This window comes from Acinetobacter rudis (genome assembly GCF_031157835.1).
Lineage (GTDB): Bacteria > Pseudomonadota > Gammaproteobacteria > Pseudomonadales > Moraxellaceae > Acinetobacter > Acinetobacter rudis_A.
In genome coordinates this window covers 1-24,501 of the sequence record NZ_JAVIDR010000023.1, presented here as the reverse complement: position 1 = coordinate 24,501, position 24,501 = coordinate 1, and the positions used below count along the sequence as shown (strand labels likewise).

24 protein-coding genes are annotated in these 24,501 nt (G+C 40.5%); 5 read left to right on the top strand and 19 right to left on the bottom strand.

Translation table 11 applies throughout. From position 1 onward, the window contains the following. Positions 1-170 precede the first annotated feature (170 nt). Complete coding sequence (locus RFH42_RS14925) at positions 171-1,370, top strand: BaiN/RdsA family NAD(P)/FAD-dependent oxidoreductase (protein ID WP_308976594.1); 1,200 nt, start codon at positions 171-173, stop codon at positions 1,368-1,370. Positions 1,371-1,537: 167 nt separating this feature from the next. Continuing rightward, positions 1,538-1,951, top strand: coding sequence for a DUF1090 domain-containing protein (locus RFH42_RS14920; protein ID WP_308976592.1), 414 nt, complete (start codon positions 1,538-1,540; stop codon positions 1,949-1,951). Between the two features lie 230 nt (positions 1,952-2,181). On the opposite strand, the gene hpaR is transcribed toward RFH42_RS14920, so the two are convergent. The 3 genes from hpaR to RFH42_RS14905 form a co-directional block, all read right to left on the bottom strand. Beyond that, complete coding sequence (hpaR, locus tag RFH42_RS14915; RefSeq protein WP_308976591.1) at positions 2,182-2,601, bottom strand: homoprotocatechuate degradation operon regulator HpaR; 420 nt, start codon at positions 2,599-2,601, stop codon at positions 2,182-2,184. Between the two features lie 273 nt (positions 2,602-2,874). Then, positions 2,875-4,446, bottom strand: a complete 1,572-nt coding sequence (locus tag RFH42_RS14910; RefSeq protein ID WP_308976590.1) for a mechanosensitive ion channel — start codon at positions 4,444-4,446, stop codon at positions 2,875-2,877. Between the two features lie 322 nt (positions 4,447-4,768). Beyond that, on the bottom strand, positions 4,769-4,915 hold the full coding sequence (locus tag RFH42_RS14905) for a hypothetical protein (RefSeq protein ID WP_308976589.1): 147 nt from the start codon (positions 4,913-4,915) through the stop codon (positions 4,769-4,771). 166 nt (positions 4,916-5,081) lie between these two features. Here RFH42_RS14905 and RFH42_RS14900 point away from each other — a divergent pair, with 166 nt between their 5' ends. Continuing rightward, entirely contained in the window at positions 5,082-5,504 is a 423-nt protein-coding gene (locus tag RFH42_RS14900) for a hypothetical protein (protein WP_308976616.1), read from the top strand. Positions 5,505-5,561: 57 nt separating this feature from the next. On the opposite strand, the gene RFH42_RS14895 is transcribed toward RFH42_RS14900, so the two are convergent. Further along, entirely contained in the window at positions 5,562-6,323 is a 762-nt protein-coding gene (locus RFH42_RS14895; RefSeq protein WP_308976615.1) for a ferredoxin--NADP reductase, read from the bottom strand. Between the two features lie 83 nt (positions 6,324-6,406). Here RFH42_RS14895 and gigC point away from each other — a divergent pair, with 83 nt between their 5' ends. Further along, complete coding sequence (gene gigC / locus RFH42_RS14890) at positions 6,407-7,291, top strand: LysR family transcriptional regulator GigC (RefSeq protein ID WP_308976588.1); 885 nt, start codon at positions 6,407-6,409, stop codon at positions 7,289-7,291. 51 nt (positions 7,292-7,342) lie between these two features. Here gigC and upp read toward each other — a convergent pair whose 3' ends face one another. The 14 genes from upp to ndhC all read right to left on the bottom strand — a co-directional run bounded on the left by upp (position 7,343) and on the right by ndhC (position 23,301). Next, positions 7,343-7,978 (bottom strand): uracil phosphoribosyltransferase, encoded by a 636-nt coding sequence (gene upp, locus RFH42_RS14885; protein WP_308976587.1) that lies wholly within the window; start codon positions 7,976-7,978, stop codon positions 7,343-7,345. A 191-nt stretch (positions 7,979-8,169) separates the two neighbouring features. Next, entirely contained in the window at positions 8,170-9,738 is a 1,569-nt protein-coding gene (nuoN, locus tag RFH42_RS14880; RefSeq protein ID WP_308976585.1) for an NADH-quinone oxidoreductase subunit NuoN, read from the bottom strand. A gap of 3 nt (positions 9,739-9,741) precedes the next feature. Then, positions 9,742-11,346, bottom strand: coding sequence for an NADH-quinone oxidoreductase subunit M (nuoM, locus tag RFH42_RS14875; protein ID WP_308976613.1), 1,605 nt, complete (start codon positions 11,344-11,346; stop codon positions 9,742-9,744). 7 nt (positions 11,347-11,353) lie between these two features. Further along, positions 11,354-13,246, bottom strand: coding sequence for an NADH-quinone oxidoreductase subunit L (gene nuoL / locus RFH42_RS14870; protein WP_308976584.1), 1,893 nt, complete (start codon positions 13,244-13,246; stop codon positions 11,354-11,356). Then, complete coding sequence (nuoK, locus tag RFH42_RS14865) at positions 13,243-13,551, bottom strand: NADH-quinone oxidoreductase subunit NuoK (RefSeq protein ID WP_016657321.1); 309 nt, start codon at positions 13,549-13,551, stop codon at positions 13,243-13,245. The genes nuoL and nuoK overlap by 4 nt, the downstream gene beginning before the upstream one ends. Continuing rightward, positions 13,551-14,081, bottom strand: coding sequence for an NADH-quinone oxidoreductase subunit J (gene nuoJ, locus RFH42_RS14860; RefSeq protein ID WP_308976582.1), 531 nt, complete (start codon positions 14,079-14,081; stop codon positions 13,551-13,553). Before nuoJ ends, nuoK begins: the two co-directional genes overlap by 1 nt. Further along, positions 14,078-14,614 (bottom strand): NADH-quinone oxidoreductase subunit NuoI, encoded by a 537-nt coding sequence (nuoI, locus tag RFH42_RS14855; RefSeq protein ID WP_308976580.1) that lies wholly within the window; start codon positions 14,612-14,614, stop codon positions 14,078-14,080. The genes nuoJ and nuoI overlap by 4 nt, the downstream gene beginning before the upstream one ends. A gap of 16 nt (positions 14,615-14,630) precedes the next feature. Then, complete coding sequence (gene nuoH / locus RFH42_RS14850; RefSeq protein WP_308976579.1) at positions 14,631-15,647, bottom strand: NADH-quinone oxidoreductase subunit NuoH; 1,017 nt, start codon at positions 15,645-15,647, stop codon at positions 14,631-14,633. A 2-nt stretch (positions 15,648-15,649) separates the two neighbouring features. After that, positions 15,650-18,334, bottom strand: coding sequence for an NADH-quinone oxidoreductase subunit NuoG (gene nuoG, locus RFH42_RS14845; protein WP_308976578.1), 2,685 nt, complete (start codon positions 18,332-18,334; stop codon positions 15,650-15,652). An 11-nt stretch (positions 18,335-18,345) separates the two neighbouring features. Next, on the bottom strand, positions 18,346-19,680 hold the full coding sequence (gene nuoF, locus RFH42_RS14840) for an NADH-quinone oxidoreductase subunit NuoF (RefSeq protein WP_308976577.1): 1,335 nt from the start codon (positions 19,678-19,680) through the stop codon (positions 18,346-18,348). Continuing rightward, positions 19,677-20,186 carry an NADH-quinone oxidoreductase subunit NuoE gene (gene nuoE / locus RFH42_RS14835; protein ID WP_308976575.1) on the bottom strand — a complete coding sequence of 170 codons (510 nt, stop codon included), beginning with the start codon at positions 20,184-20,186 and terminating at the stop codon, positions 19,677-19,679. The genes nuoF and nuoE overlap by 4 nt, the downstream gene beginning before the upstream one ends. A 15-nt stretch (positions 20,187-20,201) precedes the next feature. Beyond that, complete coding sequence (gene nuoC / locus RFH42_RS14830; protein WP_308976574.1) at positions 20,202-21,989, bottom strand: NADH-quinone oxidoreductase subunit C/D; 1,788 nt, start codon at positions 21,987-21,989, stop codon at positions 20,202-20,204. A 79-nt stretch (positions 21,990-22,068) separates the two neighbouring features. Then, positions 22,069-22,746, bottom strand: coding sequence for a NuoB/complex I 20 kDa subunit family protein (locus RFH42_RS14825; protein ID WP_016657329.1), 678 nt, complete (start codon positions 22,744-22,746; stop codon positions 22,069-22,071). A 6-nt stretch (positions 22,747-22,752) separates the two neighbouring features. Beyond that, on the bottom strand, positions 22,753-23,301 hold the full coding sequence (ndhC, locus tag RFH42_RS14820) for an NADH-quinone oxidoreductase subunit A (RefSeq protein WP_308976573.1): 549 nt from the start codon (positions 23,299-23,301) through the stop codon (positions 22,753-22,755). Positions 23,302-23,959: 658 nt separating this feature from the next. On the opposite strand from ndhC, the gene RFH42_RS14815 reads away from it, so the two are divergent. Further along, positions 23,960-24,325: a hypothetical protein gene (locus tag RFH42_RS14815; RefSeq protein WP_308976571.1), complete on the top strand. Its 366-nt coding sequence runs from the start codon at positions 23,960-23,962 to the stop codon at positions 24,323-24,325. 99 nt (positions 24,326-24,424) lie between these two features. Here RFH42_RS14815 and RFH42_RS14810 read toward each other — a convergent pair. Beyond that, positions 24,425-24,501: EF-Tu C-terminal domain-related protein (locus tag RFH42_RS14810; RefSeq protein WP_445596577.1), on the bottom strand; the 77-nt coding region annotated here is incomplete at its 5' end.

Here is a 24,501-nt window from a genome sequence, read left to right as displayed (position 1 = left end):
CTTTGTTTTTAATTACTTGTGATACTGATTGTTTTTCATGACAGTGCGCGGCTTTGTTTTTAATTACTTGTGATACTGATTGTTTTTCATGACAGTGCGCGGCTTTGTTTTTAATTACTTGTGATACTGGTTATAATGCGCGACTTTCCTCCCAGCAAAATGAGTTTTACATGGCGCAATCACAATATGATGTCATCGTCTTAGGCGCAGGTGCATCTGGTTTAATGCTCGCGGCTTTAGCAGCAGCACGTGGTCGCCATGTTTTAGTGCTCGAAAAAGCCAATAAAGTAGGAAAAAAGATTTTAATGTCAGGTGGTGGTAAATGTAACTTTACCAACTTAGATGTTGAGCCAAATCATTACATTTCACATAACCCACACTTTGTTATTTCAGCCCTAAGCCGTTATAGCAACTGGGATTTTATTGGTATGGTCTGTGAATATGGCATTGCCTATGAAGAACGTAAACATGGTCAACTGTTTACTTTAGAGGGGGCTAAAGAAATTCTACAAATGTTGCTGACTGAGTGCGAAAAAACCAATCGAGTCACCATTAAAACACAAGCAGAAGTGACGGATGTACATGTTGATGAGGACAATGTCTATCAAATTAGCAGCAGCCAAGGAAAATTTCAAAGCTCATCTTTAGTGGTCGCCAGTGGGGGGTTATCTATTCCAACACTAGGTGGATCTGGTTTTGGCTATCAGTTAGCTGAACAGTTTGGTCATCATGTTTACCCGACTCGTGCTGGTTTAGTTCCTTTCACATTTTCAGATCAATTTAAACAAGTCACAACACGTTTAAGTGGTAATGCTCTCGATGTTATTTTAGAAAACAATCTTGCTGCATTCCATGAGGCCCTACTCTTTACTCACCGTGGCTTAAGTGGCCCTAGCGCATTACAACTTTCAAATTACTGGCAAAGTGGGCAAAGTTTTAAAATAAACTTTTTACCCCAGCACGAATTATTAACGTGGTTAAAAGCCAAAAAAATAAGTCACCCCAAAGTCCTGATTCGTACCCTACTTACAGAACTGATGCCAAAGAGTATTGTACTGGAGCTGCAACAATTGATCTGGCCACAATATGCAGATATCGCCATAGGTCAATTAAGTGATGAGATACTCCAGCATATTGCAACACAACTGCATTCCTTCGAAGTAAAACCATCTGGTACAGAAGGCTATCGTACTGCTGAAGTCACACTGGGTGGTGTAGACACCAGCGAGATCTCATCTAAAACAATGGAAAGTAAATTACAGACTGGCCTATACTTTGTGGGTGAAGTTTTGGATGTCACTGGGCATCTAGGTGGATATAACTTTCAATGGGCTTGGTCATCTGCTTATGCAGCAGCACAATATGTTTAAAAGATCAGTAATGATTTTTTCTATATTTTTTCTAGAACATGTGTTAATTATACCTAACTTAAAAATGCCACTCCAATGATGGTATAGGCATATGTTCTTAAGGATTTTTTAAGTAAGAAATGTACAATATTTTCAATAAATAAAACACACTCTAGGGTCATAACACAATGAAGTCTATAACATATTTATTTTTAGGCATTTATCTTGCTCTCCCCCAATTGACTTTCGCTGAACAATTTAGCTGTGCAGAAAAACGTACTGCAGTTGAAACAAAAATTAAAATTGCCCAACAATACAATGATTACTATCAAATTAGAGGGCTTAAACAGGCATTAATCGAAATTGATAATAATTGTAATGATACTGACTTTAGCTCTAAGCTAAATAAAGATATGCACAAACTTGAACAAAAAATTCTTAAACAAAATATCAAAGTCACTGAAGTAAAGAATGATTTACAACAGGCACAAAATGCAGGTGACTTGTCTAAGCAAAATAAATATCAGAAAAAACTCATTGAACAACAAAGTGAGCTTGATAAGCTCAATAATGAACTACAACAACTAAAACAGAGGGCCTAATCCCTCTGTTTTAATCTCACTGCCATACCAGTTTCAAAATCGTTAAGTCTGATCAGCTCATAACTATTAAAGTGTATTGAGTATGGCAACCAAGATATAGAATAACTAAAGTTTGTACAAAATGACCGATGAATAAAATAGCCCTGTCAGGGTTTGAACCTATTTAATATAAAATCAAATTTAAAATATATTTATAAAAATAAAAAAAATGAAATCTGCTTAAACATATTTCACCTTATATTTTGTATATCCTTTAATAAATTAAATAGTGCCAGCATTTTTTCTTCGCCGATCTTTTCTTCAATAATGGTATGACACTGTTCCATACGTGTAACCGCATTGGAAAAGACTTTCTCTCCACGATCTGTCAAAGAAATATAATAAATACGCTGATCCTGTTCAGAACGACGGCGATCAATTAACCCAATATCAATTAATCGATTCGTAATACCTGTGAGACTTGGCTTTAAAAGACATGCTTTTTCGGCCAGCGTTGTTGTGTCCAGCTCCTTATCTTGAGCCAGTATTCTCATAATACGCCACTGCTGCTCTGTTAACCCGATCTCTTTTAATTCCGGACGAAAATGTGACATTAATGCTTCACGAGCTTCGAGTAAGGCAAGTGTTAATGAAGGCTGATTTGTTTTCATAATAATCTTTACATTTATTTAAGGCATGACCAATCTCAAGCGACACTATATGAAAGTTTGATATAAATCACAATATTTATTTTTTTCATGATTTGTTTTGGGTTGAATAGTGTTTCTATCGATTAAATCATATTTGCCTATTATTGTGATTAATTAACAAATTTTCTGTTATAAAATAAAGAACTGGCCTAATTTATCCCGTAAATACCGTGTATTTTGTTAATCGGAATAAATTAAAGACCAGTAAAAATAAGTTGTTTATTTTATGTAGAATTATTCAGGATTATTACTTTGCTCTGATGTTTTAACCGAAGATAATGGTGTCACAGCTGTCTGATCAGTAGGATCTGTAGCTGGGTTCGCAGCATTTTTCTTTGCATGGTCAATCAGATCTGTAAGTATTTGCTCGGCTGGTTGGCGTCCACCTAGACCGAATGCCAAAGCAAAGGCAACAGCAACAGCACCTAAAGTCAGACCGAATGCCAAATTAACAATTGAATCAGCAATACCCATGGCTTTTAAGCCCATAGCTAAAACCAAGCCCATAATTAAAACACGGACAAGATTTGCTAACCAACGAGAACTATTTGACTCTCCTCGCTGTACAATGCTCGCGACAATATTGGCAAGCCAAAAACCAATCACGAATATCACTGCACCTAATAAGATATTGGCACCAAAGTGAATAAACATTGCAATGAGGTCGCTAATTTGATTAAGACCTAATCGATTAGCTGCTTCAGATACAGCAAATAACATCGTAAAGAACACGATAAGATGTCCCAAAACGACAGAAAGTTTTGTTTCACCCAAGTAACGCTGTAATTCTAATTTAGCAGGAATTTGATCTACCCCAGTTCCTGCAACAAGTTCAGTGATTAAACGTGCAACAAATCGAGAAACCACATAAGCAACAATTAAAATTAATGCTGCAGCAATAATTTGTGGGATAGCAGACATAATCTCAGAGAGCATGACTGTTGCTGGATCTGAAATAGAGCGGATACCCAGTGTGTCAAATGCAATGATTAGAGTTGTTATCATGACAACGACAAAAATAAATGAACCTAAAAAGTTACTAATATTAGACTGTTTAAATAATCCAATTTTTTCTGCACATTGTTGTAATTTAAAACTATTACTTAAACCTTCAACAATTCCACGCACAATTTTCGCTAAGATATAGCCCACACAAATAATAACTGCGGCTATAAAAATATTCGGTACAAACGCAATCGTTTCATTCAACATGTTTTGTACAGGCGCTAATAAGCCTGTTAAACCTAATATCGCTAAGACAATTGGTAAAAATAACAGCAAGGTTAACCAATATACGATCTCAGCAATACTTTGACTAAAGTGAGAAACACCCGCATCTGTACTTAGCTTTTCATCTAGTCGGGTCTTGTCTAAGATTCGAATCAGCCCAAGACGTAACAATCTTGCCAATAACCAAGCAACGAATCCAACCACTACAGCGGCAATAAGATTAGGAATAAAGAGTAGGAACTGCCCAATCATGACGCTCAGTGGTCCACTTACACCACTAATATTAAATATATTCAGTGCTGCGATAATCACAATAATAAAAATGAACCAAAATACAAATTTAGAGATTAAAGTTTCATAATTTAATGTGCTCGTGGTCTCTTGACCCGCTGCACTTGAAAGCCTGTGGTGTGTATTAAATTGGTGCAGGATCTTTTTAACGGCTGACGCAATCAATAACGCCAAGATCCAACCGAGTAATAAAACTGCAACCGCAGCAATAATTGGCTGAAATTGTTCCCAATAATAGCTTATGTCTAAGTGACCACTCAGACCACGACCAAAATCTTCATTCATGATTGCACCCTCTTGTTGTTTGTTCTATATGCGGAATTATTAAATAAATTTTAAATAACCTAGTATTATTAGATTATTTTTAACTATAAATCGTATTTTTTTCACACAGGATAATGTAGCACAATCAAAAAAAAAGCACATTAAATGAGCTATAAATAGAAGAAAAATATACAAAATTTTTAAATTTACATGCTTAAATAGTTAAAAAATCTATGCATAGATGTACATTATTGAGTTTCTTACTCAACAACTTGAGCCGAAGTATAAATATTCGGCCCAAGATAATATTTTAAATATAAACTTAATAAAATTAATTGTTGAATTAGATCACTGCATTTATTGTAAAAACAATGACTAAGGCGAATACAAAATAACCAATGAGCATTAAGATGTAAATTACAATAGGTTCTTTTGAACTTTTATCTTTATTCTTTTCATCTTGTCCTGTTGGAATTATAGGATGTCCCATAATATTTACCTCATCTCGAACTCGGATAAGCTTTTTTATTATACGCCCCACAATCCAGATCAATTTCTTTAAACTGTAAAAAAGTTATTTAAAGCTTAACGAATGGCACTGGCTGAAAATTAAAATTAGGTTATACTTGCAGCCTACTTTTTTATATTGGTTTGCCATGCCTTATCAACGACAAAGTGTCTCCTTAGAATTAGACACAGATGTCACCCATCAATGCTATCTTCACCACACTCGAGATGCACACTTAATTGGCATATTAGCATTCTCTAAACCAAGTTTTAATTTACAGTGGGGAGATCTTGAATATTTCCGCCGGCGCTGTGATGAGTTCTCGGTCATGCCATTTCCAGATTGTATTAATGCAATCATTGTGGATATTCGCGATGTAGCATGTTTTCTTGATCTTGATGTACCCGTTATTCCTTGGCGTTTAGCTGAAGAAGAATGCCCAATCCGCCTGATCGTACCTCATGATCGCCTTGAATATTACACGTCAATATTTGAGCCAACTTGGTTAAGCAGTGATCTTGACAGCGCTATTCATGAATTACGAGAATTTATGGATATGCTCGTACATTAACAAGTGATGTAGAACTCTTCACAGCTCAATTACTGTGAAGTGCTTTAATTCATTCTGTTACCAATAGTTTTCTACAGCAATATTTCCTTCACCACGACGATTCATCGTTAATCCCCTCGCTTTTAAAGCATCACGTGTATCTTCAACCATCTGCGGATTACCACATAGCATAATATGTGTAGAATTTGGATCAAAATCTAAGCCGACCTCTTGTTCAAGCTGTCCATTTTCAATCAAAATTGGTAGTCGATCATGTAATTTCGCTTGTGGATCGCGCGTAATGATAGGAACGAACTTAAAGCCTTTATGGCCTTCAGCAAATAACTCAACAATTTCTGCTATACGATCTACATAGGCAAGTTCAGCAGCGCTGCGAACACTATAAACAAGATTGATTTTTTGATATTTTTTCCATGTTTCAAAGTCTTGAAGCATCGAAATAAAAGGAGCCAAACCCGTTCCAGTGGCCAATAACCATAAATCTTTAGGTGCAGGAGCTTGATAGCGAGCAAGTGTGAGAAAGCCATAAGGGACTTTTTCTAAATAAAGCGCATCCCCTACTTTAAGATGCTGTAATTGGGAGGTAAATGCACCATCAGGGACAACAATAGAAAAAAACTCTAAAGTCTCATCATAGGGTGAAGAAACAACAGAATATGCACGGACAACTAATTCATCTGCAACTTTTAAACCAATTCGTGCAAATTGACCTGCTGTAAATTTAAAATGTGCAGGTCTAGTCATAGTAAAACTAAATAGATTGTCACTCCAACGATGTACTGATAGCACTTTTTCTAAACTAAACTTATCAACAGACATAATTTCAAACATGGCACGATAGACTATGCTCATGATAGCATGTTGCTATTATTGATAAATATCTAAATGTTAAGGTCTTATCCATGCGCATGACTTTACGCCAACTCTCTGTCTTTGTTGCCGTTGCACAAGAAGGTACTGTAACAAAAGCCAGTGATGCAGTACGACTCACCCAAAGTGCTGCCAGTATGGCATTGGCAGATTTGGAAGATGGTCTTGGAGCTCCACTTTTTGACCGCTTAGGTAAGCGCCTACAGCTCAATGATCTTGGCCGCTTCTTACTCCCTCAAGCCCTAGAAATTTTAGGACGTAGTGAAGCATTTGAACAAGCCGCTAAGGGAGAGTTACAAAATATTGATTTGCGTATTGGTGCGACACTGACCATTAGCGATTACCTCATGCCCAACCTTCTAGCCGCTTTTATCCAACGGCAGCCTCAAGCACAACTACAGCTGCAAGTAGGTAATACTCGTCAAATTATAGAGGCAGTCAATCAATTCCAACTTGATGTCGCGCTGATCGAAGGTTCATGTCATTTACCTCAACTCCAAAGCATTCATTGGCGAGATGATGAACTTGCTGTCTGCTGTGCACCGAATCATCCTCTGGCACAGTTAGATCGAGCTTTACAAGTGAAAGACTTTGACCAGATTGACTGGATCTTACGTGAAGAAGGTTCTGGTACACGAGAGGTATTCGATCATGCCATTGTAAAGGATCTACCAAACTGCAAGATCAGATTAACATTAGGTCATAATGAAGCTATTTTAAAAATCGTAGCGGGAGGTATGGGCTTATCATGTATTTCAAAACTAGCGATTGAACCACTACAAGCAAAGGGTGAACTGGTTATTTTAGATACACCTTTTTGGGTGCTCACTCGTCCACTCTATTTATTGACTCATCGTCAGAAGTATCAAGGCCCTGGACTAAAAGCCTTTATGCGTTATTGTCAAGAATCGATTTAATCTACTTTGCCCTCTCTTCTTTGCAAAGAGAGGGCAAATAAAAGATCGATGTTAGTCTTTTTGTACACTACCAAAGATCTTATCACCTGCATCACCTAAGCCGGGCACAATATAACCGTGCTCATTTAGACCTTGGTCAATTGAAGCAGTGAAGATAGTCACATCTGGATGTGCAGCTGTAACTTTTGCAATACCCTCTGGTGCAGCAACCAAAACCATTACTCGAATATCTTTACAACCACTTGCTTTTAACACATCAATAGCTGCAATGAGTGAAGCGCCTGTAGCCAACATTGGATCAATAATCATCGCAAGTCGGTTTTGCACATCTGGCACTAATTTCTTGTAATAGGTACGCGCCTGTAAAGTTTCTTCATCACGCTCTAAACCCAATACAGAAACTTTGGCACTTGGTATTAGATTTAAGAAACCTTCTAACATGCCAATACCAGCACGTAAAATAGGTACAACTGTAATTTTCTTACCAGCAATATGCTCAACAGTTACTTTACCTGCCCAGCCGTCTACCTCTTGCTCAGACATCGCCAAGTCTTGTGTTGCTTCATAAGTCAACAACATCGTTACTTCTTGAGCAAGCTCACGAAAATTTTTAGTACTGATATCAGAACGGCGTAATAAACCTAATTTATGTTGTATTAATGGATGACGAATTTCTTTAATCGGCACGATACTGACCTTACACAAAATTTAACTACTAAACATTATAAGTGTTTTTTGCATGACTTAAAAACAAGTTAATAAAACCACTAACAACTTGTACAGTTGCTCTCCAATTTATAGACATTTCATGCAATAAAAACAATAAAGCCCTCCAATCGGAAGGCTTTATCATTTAACTCAAAAGAGTTGAACTAAACTTATTGCTGACCCACGCTTAATAGCAACTGTAAAGGCATAAACAAATCTGCTTGCTTCATAATAGAAATAAGTGGATCTGGATATACACCGAATACAAGTACAGCTACAGCTGCCGCAAGTACCATGATACCACCTGCAGTTTGCCCCCAATGATGTGGTGCATCTACAGTTGTAGTCTCAGCTGGTGATTGATAAAGCGTAATCATGACACGGAGGTAATAGTACAAACCAATACCACTACCAATAATGATCATTGCTGCATAGAACCAATGCTGAGTCGATACAGTCGTCATGATTAACATGAACTTACCAATAAATCCTGCAGTTAATGGAATACCAGCCAAAGAAAGCATCATTACCGTTAATGTTGCAGTTAAAATTGGACGACGCCAGAATAAACCACGATAGTTAGATAGATCATCTGCCTCAGAGCTATTGTTATATGGGCTAGACATTAATGTCACAACACCAAAAGCACCAATTGTAGTTAATACATAGCTCGCCATATACACACCAATAGATGGTAGGCTGAGATATGAAGCACTCACAAGTGCTAGCATCATATAACCGAAATGAGCAATTGAAGAGTATGCCAAGATACGTTTCAGATTCGCTTGTTTCAATGCAAGTAAGTTACCGAACAATACTGACAGTACAGCAAACACTGTAATGACTGTGCGAATAACATCAACACTAAACACACCAGAAGATAATAGGTAGCGGATAAACAAAGCGATCATCGCTACTTTGGCAACTGTTGCTAAGAATGTTGCCATTGGTGCAGGTGCACCATCATAAACATCTGGTGTCCATTTATGGAATGGCGCCATAGAGAGTTTAAATGCAACCGCACACAAAATGAGACCTAGACCAATGATCACTAAGGTTGAACCTAAAAGGTGATCATACTTCGCCATATAGCCTTGTAATGCCATGATTGTTTCTGGAGACTCAGCTTTAGTAAGCGCCCAGAACATATCATCGATTTGACCTGCAAATGACAACGAACCGAGGGTTGCATAAACAAATGCCATACCCATCAATAACATTGCTGAAGCTGTTGCAGAAAGTACCAAATACTTCAAACCTGCTTCCAATGATTTACTGCGTTGGTGGGTATAAGCCAACAAGCCGTAAACTGGAATCGACATCAACTCAAGACTGATAAAGAATGAAGCAAAGTGTGTACTTGCAACCATTAACATTGCCCCTGCAATAGAGATCAACATTAATAGATAAAGTTCTTCACGATTACTCTTATAGCTGTCGATATAAGCATGTGACAGAGTGCAACATGCTAACGCAGCAATTAAAATCATCACTTGATAAATCAGTGTAAATGGATCAACCATAAACAGATTCATCACCGTTGCTGGTTTTATTACAGAACCAAATAAGGTGAGTAAAATCGAAGCCAGCGCAAGGTTTAAACCGATAACTGTAGTCGTTGCTACCAAATTATGATTACGTTTAATCGCAATCAAAATCATCACCACGATCGCCGTCAATGCGACGATCATCACTGGTGCAAGAGGCATAAGTTCGTTAAATGACAGTGTGAAGTTCATGACTTATTGGATCTCCACATTGGGTTGAGTCACGACCTGTTGCATAGTGTCTACCACTTCCTGCACAGGCATATAACTATTGGCAATCCACGCCATACTTGAATGAGAAATATCAAGGAATGTTTGAGGATAAATACCTAGCCAAACTAAACCAATCACACAAATCATCAACAAGCTAATTTCACGCGCAGACAAGTCTTTCAATGGGCTAGCATAATGCTGTTTTTGCTCTTCGTTTGGAGTACCAAATAAAGTACGGTGAATCAGGATTAAGCCATACAGACCAGCAAAGACTAAACTGATTGCAGCAATGATTGTAAATACTGGATATTGACTGAATGAACCCATCAAGATCAAGAACTCACCAATGAAGTTACCTAGACCAGGTATACCCACAAGTGCTGCAACAAAGAACATTAAGAAGAATGCAAGATAAGGTAATTGACCTCGGATTCCCCCCATCAAACGCATATCACGCGTATGAAGGCGCTCGTACACTTGGCCAGACATAATGAACAAGGCAGCTGAAGATAGACCGTGTGCAAGCATCATGATCATCAAACCTTGGAAAGTCAGAATATTACCAGCATACAATGCAAGTACCACAAAGCCCATGTGGGAGATTGAGGTATAAGCCAACAAACGTTTCATGTCTGTTTGTTGGAATGCACACCAAGCACCATAGAAGATACCAATCAAACCAAGGATAATCGCAATATCAGCAAACTGAGCAGATGCGGCTGGGAAGAATGGCATAACAAAACGAAGCAAACCATATGCCGCAGTTTTAATCAAAATACCTGCCAAATCTACAGAACCCGCTGTTGGTGCTTGTGCGTGAGCATCTGGCAACCAACCATGTAACGGGAATACTGGCAATTTAACTGCAAAACCAATAAACAAACACACCATGAAGGCATAAGCAATCGTTGGGTATTTTGCATCAAGGAAGTTAGCAACTTGTAAAAGGTGATCATAACTAAAGCTAATTTTGTTAGTTAAATCAAAACCAGCAATAACAAGACCTAAGATCCCGATCAACATGATCAAGCCAGCAACTTGCGTATAGATAAAGAATTTAGTTGCTGCGTAATTACGTGATTTATTTTCAGAACCACGATGTCCCCAGATTGCAATCAAGAAATAGATTGGAACCAGCATCATCTCCCAGAAGAAGAAGAATAAGAACATATCAATAGCAATGAATACACCAATTACACCACCTAAAGACCAAAGTAGATTTAAGTGGAAGAAACCAACGTTCTTTTGAATCTCACCCCAAGAACAGCCTACAGCTAAAATACCCAATAGTGCGGTTAAACCGACCATCAAAATAGATAAGCCATCGACAGCAAGGTGAATATCAATACCTAAACTACTGATCCAAGGTAAATGGAATTCAGCAGCCCAAGTTGGAACAGCTTGTCCTAATGTATAACTAAAGCCCCCTTGGTTCCAAAGAACCAAGGTAAGGATAAAAGTAATCACCATACCAATCAGCGCAATATAGCGCGGCATGTGATTGTCGACTTTGTCGACGAGCCAACAGACAAAACCAGCAATGAACGGAACAAGGATCAGCGCGGGTAATATCAAATTGTTTGAGATGTCCATGTTATTTCCCCACGATCTGAAGCATGATCAAGATCATCAGTATCACAGCTACACCGAGCGCCATACTTGAAGCGTATTCACGCAATGAACCTGTTTGACGTGCGCTGCCAAAACGGTGACCCGCCTGAACAATTGCAGGAAGTGCCAACCACATACCATCAATCGGATCGCGACCAAAGATTTTAGCGAGTAACAAATAAGGTTTAACAAAAACAATGTTATACAAACTGTCAAAACCAAATGCATTACGGCAAATATTAGCAAGGCCAGCACCCAAAGTTGTGTTTGCGAATGCTTTAACTGCTTTATAAGCAAAAGCAAATAACACCACACCAACAACCAAACCAACCAATGCAACACCAACTGCAGTGTATTCTGCAGAGTGCATTCCTGCCTCTAATGCTTCAGGAGTATTAAAAGCTGGTATTTTCGCTGTATTTAATACTTTCTCAACTGGAGCTTTAAGGAAATAAGCTAAACCTGTTGAAAGCACACCTAAAATTGCCAATGGCGCCCAGTATGTTACACCCTTAATTTCATGATAAGGCGTATTTTCTTTACCGAAGAACACCACCCAAATCAGACGGAATGTATAGATCGAAGTCAAGAATGCACCAGCAACACCTACCCAGTAGAGGCAAGCATAAAGTGGATCTGCTTGTTGACCTTGTACCCAAACTGCACCCAAGATCGCGTCTTTAGAGAAGAAGCCAACCGTAATAAATGGAATTGCTGCAAGTGCACCACCACCGATAGCGAAACAAGCAAACAAGAATTTATTTTTGTAGAACAAACCACCCATTTTGAAGATGTTCTGTTCATGATGGTAAGCTAAAATCACCGCACCAGAAGATAAGAATAATAATGCCTTAAAGAACGCGTGAGATAACATATGGAACAAACCAGCTTGATATGCTTCTGCACCCACAGCCATAAACATATAACCTAACTGACTCATTGTTGAGTAAGCCAAGATACGTTTGATATCGGTTTGTACCAATGCTGCAAAACCTGCAACCAAAAGCGTAACTGCACCAGTAATCGCAATGAAGTGTAGAACTTCAGGAGCCATTTCAAATACAGTGAAAGTACGGCAGATAAGATAAACACCTGCTGTAACCATTGTTGCCGCATGGATCAATGCAGATACAGGTGTTGGACCTGCCATTGCATCTGCTAACCATGTTTGTAATGGGATTTGCGCAGATTTACCAGCAGCACCCAAGAACAACATAAGCGCTGTCCAAATTGCAAGTGAATGATCACCAGCCAATACATTGTGTGCATTTTCTACAATTGTTGCAGTATGCAAAGTACCGAACTGTTGGTAAATCAAGAACATTGCGATCAGTAAGAATACGTCACCAACACGAGTAACAGTAAATGCTTTGATTGCAGCAAAACCGTTTGCAGGTGTTTGATAGTAATAACCAATCAATAAGTATGAACACAGACCTACGCCTTCCCAACCTAAGAATAATAACGCTAAGTTATCACCAAGGACGAGTATCAACATGCTAGCAACGAACAAGTTGAAATAAGAGAAGAAACGTGCGAAATCCTCTTCACCACGCATATACCAAGAAGCAAATACGTGAATAAGGAAACCAACGCCTGTGATCATGCCCATCATTAACAATGACAGACCATCAAGATGCAAACTTACACCTGGAGCTAAACCACCGACATTAAACCATGTCCATAAATGAACAACTTGGGAGCTTGCACCACTATTAACAAAGTTTGAACCGGCAAAAAGTGCAGCTAGGGCTGATAGACCCACAGCACCCACACCAATAATTGCAGCTACTGGCTCTGGTAACTTATTGCGACCTGCTGCCAATAATACAAATCCGATGAGGGGGAATAATATAGTTAAAGCTAATAAACTCATCCGCGCATCTCACTAGCAGCATCCACATCCAAGTGTTGGAAGCGATGATAAAACTGAAGGGCGATCGCAAGACCAATACTGGCCTCTGCAGCAGCAAGAGTCAAAATCAAGATAAACATGATTTGTCCATCGGGTTGTCCCCATGCACTCCCTGCCACAACAAATGCTAACGCTGCAGCATTCATCATGATTTCAAGGCTCATTAACATAAAGAGCAGATTGCGTCGTACCATCACACCGTAAAAACCGAGTGCAAATAGAATCGATGCTACAATCAACCCATGTTCTAAAGGTATGTTGCCCATTATTGTTGCTCCTCTTCTGCACTAGGATCGCGTTTACCTAAGTGGAATGCGGCAACCAAAGCTGCAAGTAGCAACATGGCAGCAACTTCAACTAATAATAAGTATTTTGTGAAGAGTGCTTGACCGACTTCTTTAGGACCGATCACTTGTGTTCCGATCATTAAACCTTGAGCGCTTGAATTACTGTAATCAGAACCCAGCATCCACACTAAGCACAATCCCATCAGGAAGCACATCAGTGCAGGATAAGCCCAAGCATCCGAGCTTAACCATTTACGTTCTTGTTGCTCAGTCTCACGACCCAAGTTGAGCATCATGACAACGAAAACAAACAACACCATAATGGCACCTGCGTACACAATCACTTCAAGTGCAGCAGCAAATGGTGCGCCGATGGTCAGGAATATACCTGCCACCGCCAATAATGAAACAATTAAACTGAGTAACGCATGTACCGGATTGGCATTGGTTACTACACGTAAGGTCGAAATAATGGCCACGATGGCCATCAAATAAAATGGCCAAATCATGGTAATAAGCTCCGTACATCCACAGGTGCGCTTTCTTTTTGCGCTTGACCTTTGTCTTTCCCACTAACAGCCATACCAGTTACACGGTAGAAGTTATAATCAGGATATTTGCCTGGACCTGAAATCAAGAGGTTTTCTTTTTCATAAACCAAATCTTGACGAACATACTCACCCAACTCAAAATCAGGCGTAAGTTGAATTGCAGTCGTTGGACATGCTTCTTCACACATACCGCAGAAAATACAACGAGAGAAGTTGATACGGAAAAATTCCGGATACCAACGACCATCTTCTTTTTCTGCTTTTTGTAGTGAAATACAACCTACAGGGCAAGCAACCGCACATAAGTTACATGCGACGCAACGCTCTTCACCATCCGGATCACGAGTCAGGACAATACGTCCACGGTAACGCGGTGGTACAGGAACTGGCACTTCAGGATACAAGATCGTGTCACGCTTACGTGTGACATGGCTAAATACCATCCACAAACTGCGTACAATAGACCCGACTCCAGCTAGAATTTTAAACATAGTGTTCCTCGCTGTCCTAAGCCGCTTGATTCAGAAGAATCACAGCACCTGTGACCAAAAGGTTAATTAGTGCCAGTGGCAAACAAACTTTCCAACCAAAATTCATTACTTGGTCATAACGTGGACGCATTAAAGAACCACGTGCCAAAACAAACATCATTACAAAGAAAGCTGTTTTAGCAATAAACCAGAATGCAGGTGGAATAAATGAAATTTCTAAATTAAATGGTGCTAACCAACCACCAAAAAACAAAGTCACGATCAAGGCAGAGATCAGGATAATGTTGACGTATTCTGCAACGAAGAACATCCCCCACTTCATACCACCATATTCAACGTGATAACCTTCGGCCAATTCTTGTTCAGCTTCTGGTTGGTCAAATGGATGACGGTGAGTTACCGCAACGCCTGCAACAACGAAAATCATAAAGCCTAAGAATTGTGGAATGATAAACCACACATCACGCTGGGCTTCAACGATGTCACGTAGGTTAAAAGAACCTGCAATCGCAACAACGCCCATTAATGAAATCCCAAGGAAGACTTCGTACGAAATCGTTTGAGCAGCAGAACGCAAACCACCTAAAAGTGCATATTTGTTGTTAGAAGACCAACCACCAAATAATACGGCATATACTGCAATCCCAGCCATTGCCATAAAGAACAATAGGCCGATGCTCATATCTGCAACACCCAAAGTTGGGCTCACAGGAATGACCATGAACGACAACACCGCTGTTGCCATTGCAACAGCTGGTGCTAAACGGAAAGTAAGCTTATCTGCAAACTTTGGTGTCCAGTCTTCTTTAAACATGATTTTCAACATGTCTGCTACGATCTGGAACATCCCCCCAGGACCAACACGGTTTGGACCGTAACGGTCTTGCCAAACAGCCAATAAACGACGTTCGATAAATGACATCAACGCCGCCATAAGCACCACCACCAGCAGGATCACAATTGCCTGAATCACTGCATAAGCAGTTGGCCAATCTTGTGCCCAAGTGGGTAATGCGCGCATAGCTTCATTCATAATCACGCTCCTACCGCAATGGAAACAGGCTCAGCAAGTGAAACCGTTGGTGCTTGACCAACTGGGTATCCAATATAACCTGTAGGTAAATATTCAATTACTTGTACAGGTAAGCTAATGCTTGATTCACCCGCTTGTACAGTTAACTGTTGACCATCTTTCAGATTTAGACGTGCTGCATCTTGTGCACCCACTGCAAACATTGGCTCAGGAATACGAGACTCCATTGCTGGTGTTTTTACAGTAAATTCACCAGAAGCAAAAATATGATGCATTGGTACTAAACGGAAGCTATCTGGATTGACTACAACAGCTGCTGGCGCAACATAACTACGCGCTGCACGTTTTGGTAAACGATCAAATAAACGCACACCTGCATCACCACCTTTAAGGTGACCGCCCACGTGGTCTTGGTATTTATTCCAAGATTGTGGTGAGTTCCAACCTGGTGCCCATGCAAATGGAACCAGTGATGCTGCATCTTGAGGACCAACATAACCTTCCATAGAGAATGTTAATGCTGAGTCTTGGTCAACGGGTTGTTTTGGCTCATGAATAGACAGCGGAGCACGAATTGCTGTACGACCAGAATAACGACGTGGTTCACGAGCAATTTTTAAACCGTGTACACGATAACCAGCATCTGGCGCTACATCTTGAATGGCTTCAAGTACAGGTACGCTACGTACAACTGACTCAATCACGTCATCCAATACTGTCCAGCTAATTGCTTTCCCTTTCACGCCAGTTTCAATGGCATGTAACCAACGCCAAGATTCTTTGATCGCATATTCAGGATTATAGTAATTGGCATCATACACTTGGTAATAACGCTGTGCTCGACCCTCTTGGCTAACCACAGTACCATCACCTTCAGCAAAACTTGCAGCTGACAAGATAATTGAAGCACGTTCAACAGTTGCTGTTTCACTATGATCCAATACAATCACATCATTAGCCTTAGCAAATGCTTGATCAACTTGTTGGCTAGGCAGACGACGATATAAGTCGTTTTCTACAATGACAATTGCATCATAATCAAGCGCAAATGCCTGTTCGAGACTTAAACCACCAAACAGTGCCATACCCATTGAGTTCACTTCAGGAACAGTCAAGCTTAAACCAGCATTAGCACCTAAGCTTTGAGCTACTTGTGCAGCAGCTTCCATAATCGCTGGATCTTGTAGGCTTGTTCCAGAGATAATTAATGGTTTTTTCGCCGCTTTTAATGTTGCAGCAATTTGCTCAGCAAATGCTTTTGCATCATCAGCCAAACCAGTAATACTCTCACCATTTACAGCAGCAGCAACCGCAAAACCTAAACGCGCAATATCATTTGGAGAAGCAACAACTTCACCTGTTGCTACATCGGCCAAGCGAGTTTGAGTTGCAGCCAAAATATAAATTGGCGATTTTGCATCTTGTGCAATACGTTTTAATGGCTCAGCTAACCAGTCTTGTGTACGACGTTCAGCTGCCATTTCTTTGGCTTTGTTTTTCGCCGCTTGACGAACTGAAAGCGCCATACGTGGGGCTGTTTGTGTGAGGTCTTCACCCAAAATGAGCACTGCATCGTAACTTTCAATTTCACGCATGCCAGGGTTATAAATCTTGTCGCTTTGCATAATGCTTGCAGCAAGTTCAACCAACTGTTGCTCTTTTTGTGACATACCAGTTGAGAAGTTCTCAGCACCGACTAATTCACGTAACACAAAGTTACTTTCAAGGCTGGCACGTGGTGAACCAATACCCAAAACCTTTTGGCCTTGTAGTTTTTCGATCACGCTATCAAGCGCTTGATCTACGCTCACTTTCGCTACATTGGTACCACTACGGAATTGCGGTTGACGTGGACGATCTTCACGGTTGACATAACCAGTTCCAAAACGACCTTTATCACACAAGAAGTATTGGTTTACTTCACCATTGAAACGGTTCTCTACACGACGTAATTCACCATAACGTTCGCCTGGAGAAATGTTACAGCCAGATGAACAGCCTTGGCATACGCTTGGCGCATACTGCATGTCCCATTTACGGTTATAACGTGCCGAATGAGTTTTATCAGTAAATACACCTGTAGGACATACTTCAGTCAAGTTACCAGAGAATTCAGACTCTAAAGTTCCTGATTCTGGACGACCAAAGTAAACACGTGAGGCATTGGCATAAACACCAAAATCTGTACCACCAGCATAATCAGTGTAGTAACGTACACAACGATAACAAGCGATACAACGGTTCATCTCATGTGCAATAAACGAACCCAACTCCTGATTGTGGTGAGTACGTTTAGTGAAACGATAGCGACGACGATCGTGCTGCGTCATAACAGTCATATCTTGTAAATGACAGTGACCACCCTCTTCACAGACTGGACAGTCATGTGGGTGATTCGTCATTAACAGTTCAACGATTGAAGCACGGAAGTCAACTGCTTCTTTGTCTTCAATCGAAATATAAGTGTTATCCGCGGCAGGTGTCATACACGACATCACTAAACGACCACGAGTATCTTCAGGATTTGCGTATTGAGTCACCGCACATTGACGGCAAGAGCCGACAGAACCTAAGGATGGATGCCAGCAAAAATACGGGATGTCGATGCCTAGACTCAAACATGCTTGTAGCAAGTTTTCAGAGCCATTGACTTCATACGATTTTCCATCGACATGAATGGTAGCCATAGTCGAATTCCTTAAGCTTGTTCTACGTTCTGATTTGTAGCAACTGAATTATTTTTCAATTTTGCTTCAAATTCATGACGGAAATGTTTGAGTGCGCCCATAAGTGGCTCCATCGCACCCGGTGCATGTGCACAGAAAGTTTTACCAATCCATAACTTACGAGTAAGCTCTTGTAAGTTATCAATGTCTTCCTGTTTGCCTTCACCAGATTCAAGTGCTTTAAGTGCTTTAACTGCCCATGGCAAGCCATCACGACATGGAGTACAGAAACCACATGACTCACGTGCAAAGAATTCTTCTAAGTTACGTGTTGCAGAAACCATGCATTGAGTTTCGTCTACAACCATCAACAAACACGTACCTAATCGTGAACCTGCCTTCATGATGCTTTCAGCATCCATTGGCAAGTCGATATGCTCAGCTGCTAAAAAGTCAGTTGATGCACCACCTGGTAACCATGCTTTGAGTGTTAGACCATCACGCATACCACCTGCATGTTCTTCGATCACTTCTCGTGCAGTTGTACCAAAAGGGAGTTCCCAAAGGCCAGGGAATTTAACTTTACCTGACGCACCGTAAATCTTGGTACCTGGATCTTTTGATTTTCCTGCAGATAAGTTGATGTACCACTCAGGGCCACGCAACATGATTGCTGGTAAGTTATTGTAGGTTTCTACGTTGTTCACAATCGTTGGACGACCCCATGCCCCAGCAACTTGTGGGAATGGTGGTTTTGTACGCGGGTTAGCACGACGACCTTCTAGTGAGTTAATTAATGCAGTTTCTTCACCACAAATATAACGCCCAGCACCCGTATGTACATGCAGCTCAAAGCCCCAACCTGTACCGAGAATATCTGTACCCAAATAACCTTTAGCACGAATTTGTTCTAAAGCCTCATTGAGGTATTGAGCAGCCTCGATATATTCACCACGAATAAAGATATAACCGTGGGTCGCTTCAAGTGTATAAGCCGCGATTAACATCCCTTCGATCAACTGATGAGGAAGCTTTTCCATCAGCAAACGGTCTTTAAAGGTACCTGGTTCCATTTCATCGGCATTACAAATCAGGTAACGTGGACCTGAGTTGTCATTCGGTGCCATGAGTGACCATTTGATCCCTGCTGGGAAACCTGCACCACCACGACCTTTTACTGTCGCAGCTTTAATCACTTCAAGCACATCTTTAGGTGGCATAGTGATTGCTTTTTTAAAGCCTGCATAACCTTCAAGCGCTTCATAATCATCTGCACTACGCACATGTTCTTGCTTGCTTAAACGCCAAGTCAATGGATGTGTTTCTGGGTTACCGTCGCCATAAATCGGTTTTGGTTCAGTATTCATACATACTTCTCCAACAACTGTTTAACTGAAGACACTTCAACCAAACCATGAGTATCTTCATCAATCATAAGGGTTGGTCCCTTGTCACAATTACCTAAGCAGCAAATAGGTAACAACGTGAATCGACCATCAGCTGTGGTTTGACCATACTGAATACCCAACTCGCGCTGGAATGCTTCAGCCAAAGTCTCCGCCCCCATCAAAAAGCAAGCAATCGAATCACATAATAAAATCACGTGACGGCCCACTGGCTGACGGTAAATACGGTTATAGAATGTTGCTACACCTTCTAAATCAGCGAGGCTAATATCGAGCATTTGTGCAATAGCATTCATTTGAGCATCATCAACCCAACCGTTACGACGCTGTACACATTTTAGTGCATCAAGAGACGCAGCACGCGGGTATGGGTAATGCCCAATGTGATGTTGAATGTCATGAATTTCATCATGAGTCAAAATTCCTTCAACATTCACACGTGGTTTTTTGTCCGTTAAAATCATCATAATACTTGTATCCTCTTAACGATCCACGTCAGCCATTACCACATCAATGGTCGCCAAATAAATAATCAAGTCAGAGACTAAACTACCGTTAATTACGGATGGCATTTGCTGTAAGTGAGTAAATGTTGGAGTACGGATACGTGTACGATAACTCATGGTCGATTTATCAGAGGTCATGTAGTAGTTACTTGCCCCTTTCACCACTTCCGCCATTACAGATGCTTCACCAGCAGGCATAACAGGACCCCATGACACGCTTAAGAAGTGCGTAATCAGAGTCTCAATGTCTTGCAACGTTTTGTCTTTTGGTGGTGGAACAGCCAATGGATGGTCTGCTTTATATGCACCAGAAGGCATATTGTCTAAACACTGCTTGATGATTCTTAGTGATTGGTTGATTTCATGGTAATGCACCATAACACGGGCATACGCATCGCCTTCATACTCTAAAGGCACATCGAAATCATAGTTTTCATAACCACTATATGGACGATATTTACGTACATCAAAATCAATACCCGTCGCACGTAGACCTGTACCAGTTACACCCCAAGCCAATGCAGATTTTGCATCGTATTGAGCAACTTTTTGTGTACGACCCATAAATACTGAGTTACGTAATGCAGCTGTGTAGTACTCGTTCATACGCTTAGGCATCCACTCAAGGATTTCGCGAATGAGTTTTTGCCAATTATTTGGTAGATCGTGCGCAGTACCGCCTATACGGAACCATGCTGGGTGCATACGGAAACCAGTAATGGCCTCAATTGCATCATAGATCTTTTGACGGTCAGCAAACATGTAAAATACTGGAGTCATACCACCAGCATCTTGTATTGCAGTACCAATAAAGAGTAAATGGTTGTTAATACGGAAAAGCTCAGACAACATCACACGGATACACTGTGCACGATCAGGAACGGTAATCCCTGCAAGTTGCTCTACGCCCATGACATAAGGCATATTTTGCGCACAACCGCCCAAATAGTCGACACGGTCTGTATAAGGGATGAATGAATGCCATGTTTGACGTTCAGCCATCTTTTCCACACCACGGTGGTGATAGCCAATATCAGGCACACAGTCTTTTACTTCTTCACCGTCCAACTGCAAGATTACACGGAACGCACCATGCGCAGATGGATGGTTAGGACCTAAGTTCAAGAACATAAAGTCTTCATCTTTATTACCGCGTGTTAGACCCCAATCTTCGGGTACAAAACGCAGGTGTTCTTGTTCAAAGTCCTGTTTTGCCTGATCTTGCATATACGGAGTATATTCCGTTGCACGTGCAGAATATTCTTTACGTAACGGATGACCTTCCCAGTATGTAGGGAGCAAGATACGACGCAACATTGGATGTCCAGCAAAATCAATACCGAACATATCGTATGCTTCACGCTCATACCAGTTTGCATTTGGCCAGATATTGGTCGCTGTAGGCAGACTCAAATCTTGTTCGCTTAATGCAACCTTGATACGAATATCACTATTGCGTTCAAGAGACAACAAGTGATAAAACACGGTAAAGTCTGACGCTGGCAGACCATCACGATGCGTTCTTAAACGCTCGTCAACCGCTGACAAGTCGAATAACATCACGTAAGGACGTGATACAGTACGTAGGTACATTAAAACATCTTGTACACGAGCACGTTCAACCCAGACTGTTGGAAAGTCTTCACAAGTCGCTTGCACGTAGAAGTTCTCGCCAAACTTGGCTTTGAGATCCTCTACAATGGCAAATGCTGGGCGTGAATCAACTGGAGTTGACTCTGGCATAGCAATTTCAGTTTCAGCCATTGGCTTGGCTTCCTATTTAATACAAATTTTGTTTATCTCAGATAAGTCGACCCATTAGATCGTCTTCCCCCCCGAGAAATTACTCAATCTCATCCATAGAGCGTAAATTTTTCACAGCAATTCGTTCTGCATTTTTACGATCACGTTCAGGCATCATTTTTGGCTTATAAATCGGTTGTAAATCACCACCGATTACCGCAGAAAGTGGACGACGCTCTAATTGAATTTGGTCTTGTAACAACATCAACGCTTGTAACAACGCTTCAGGGCGTGGTGGGCAACCTGGAATATAGACATCGACTGGAATAATTTTATCGACACCTTGTACGACTGAATAAATATCGTACATACCACCAGAGTTAGCACAAGCACCCATGGAAATAACCCATTTAGGCTCAAGCATTTGTTCATATAAACGTTGAATTACTGGCGCCATTTTTACAAAGCATGTACCAGCAACGATCATTAAATCGGCCTGACGTGGCGACGCACGAATTACTTCCGCACCAAAACGTGACATATCATGTACGCCAGTGAGCGTTGTTGCATACTCAACGTAGCAACAAGAAGTACCGAAGTTGAATGGCCAAACTGAGTTCTTACGCCCCCAGTTCACAACATTATGCATAACATCTTCAAGACGAGTCATGAACACATTTTTGTTCACTTCTTCTTGTAGTGGATCGCTGACCACTTGACGTTCTTGCATTGGATACTGATCAGCACTCGGATTCGCACGGGTTAGTGTATATTTCATCCCGAGTTACTCCTTTTCTAAAGACAAAGCAGGTGTTTTTTCTTTAACACGACCTGAAGATTGTGCAGGGATATGACCTGTAGGGTCAGTGATCAATTCTTCAATCGAGTTAAAACGAGTAATTTCTGCAAGATCCATATTTGGTGTACCAACTTTGGCTTTAATTCCTGCTGCTTTACGACGATCAGATGGTGCCCAATTTAGCGACCCAGTTGAAAGCTCATAAACCAAGCCAACAAGTAAAACCAAAACAAATACCGCTGCAGTTGCAAATCCAATCCACCCCACTTCACGCACGGATGTAGCCCACGCATAGAGATAAAGTGCTTCTAAATCGAAGACGACAAAGAAAATTGCAACTAAATAGAATTTTGCAGATAAGCGAATACGTGCACCACCGGCACCGACGACGCCCGACTCGAACTGTTCTTGCTTGGCACGCCCCCAAGCTTTACCCCCAAGGAGTAAAGGGACGGTAAGCATAAAGACACACAAAAATGTCACGCCGATCACGAAGGCTATGATTGCCCAATCGTATGGAGTAATGGCACTCATGCGGGGATAACTCCTGGCAGGCCTAATTATTAACAAAGAATGTATGTATTGGCCTCGAAATACACCAAACATAAAATAAATCCTGTCAATTGTACCTGATTTATGATTTCTCTTGCTAGCTCATAAGTCTAAGTCTTTAGGATGATTTACTTAGACACCCTCACAATTGACTCTAATTATAGTGATTGCAGACCTTAACGATCGCTTAATCAAATCACTAAACCAAAAGCAATTTTATTTTCAAATAAAAAAATCTTGAAATATCTGAACAAAAACAAGGCTTCGCCGTGTTTTTACATCTATAAGCGAATTTGATCTAGTTTTTCCATGACTGAGTTTCATCTTCAACTCCCCTTCCTCCTTGATTAATAATAAGCACTCAACTGTACAAAAAACATTTCATGAGTTACAGATATGGCCCCAGCCTATTCAATGCCATGTTAGGTAGGAAAAAAGTTGGTCTATTCTTAAACAAAATGAATTAAAGCAAATACAGCAATTGAACATCATTTTTATATTTACAGAATTTAAAGCATGCTTATTTGTGACATAAAACTGCCTATTTTTTAATTAACCCTATACAATTGGTAGAGAATTTCCAATGTATGCTGTCAGCTTCACTATCAACTACTAAAAAAAATGTTAGGGAGTACGTACGATGAATCTTGAATATATACATAAACCAGACTATTACTTCTTTGCACAATTATTTGTTCGACATATTGAAAAACACATCAAACAACACCCCAAGGCTGTAGAAGCAAGCTTCCACACCCGCCATATTCAAGAGCTTTTTCAGCAAGATCAAGCCTCAACGACCATTAATCTTGATGGTATTTTAGGCATAGCGGACGAATATAGTATTGAAACCCTAAAAGGCGATATGCCTATTATTCAAAAGCATCGTATAGATGCTGAACGGCATATTTTATACTTAACTTTTAATGCTGAGGCAATTCAATCCATTTTAGCGGGTCATAACATTATTGAACCCGTTGCAGGCTCCTCAAGTTATCCACTCTAAGCACTAAACCAAGCTAATTTTAAGCAAAAAAAAAGCACCGATTAAGGTGCTTTTTTTCGATAAGTACTCTAAAACGAGTACTTATACATGTCGTAAGACTTATGCTGTAACTTTAGATACAACACCAGCACCTACTGTACGACCACCTTCACGGATCGCAAAACGTAGACCTGCGT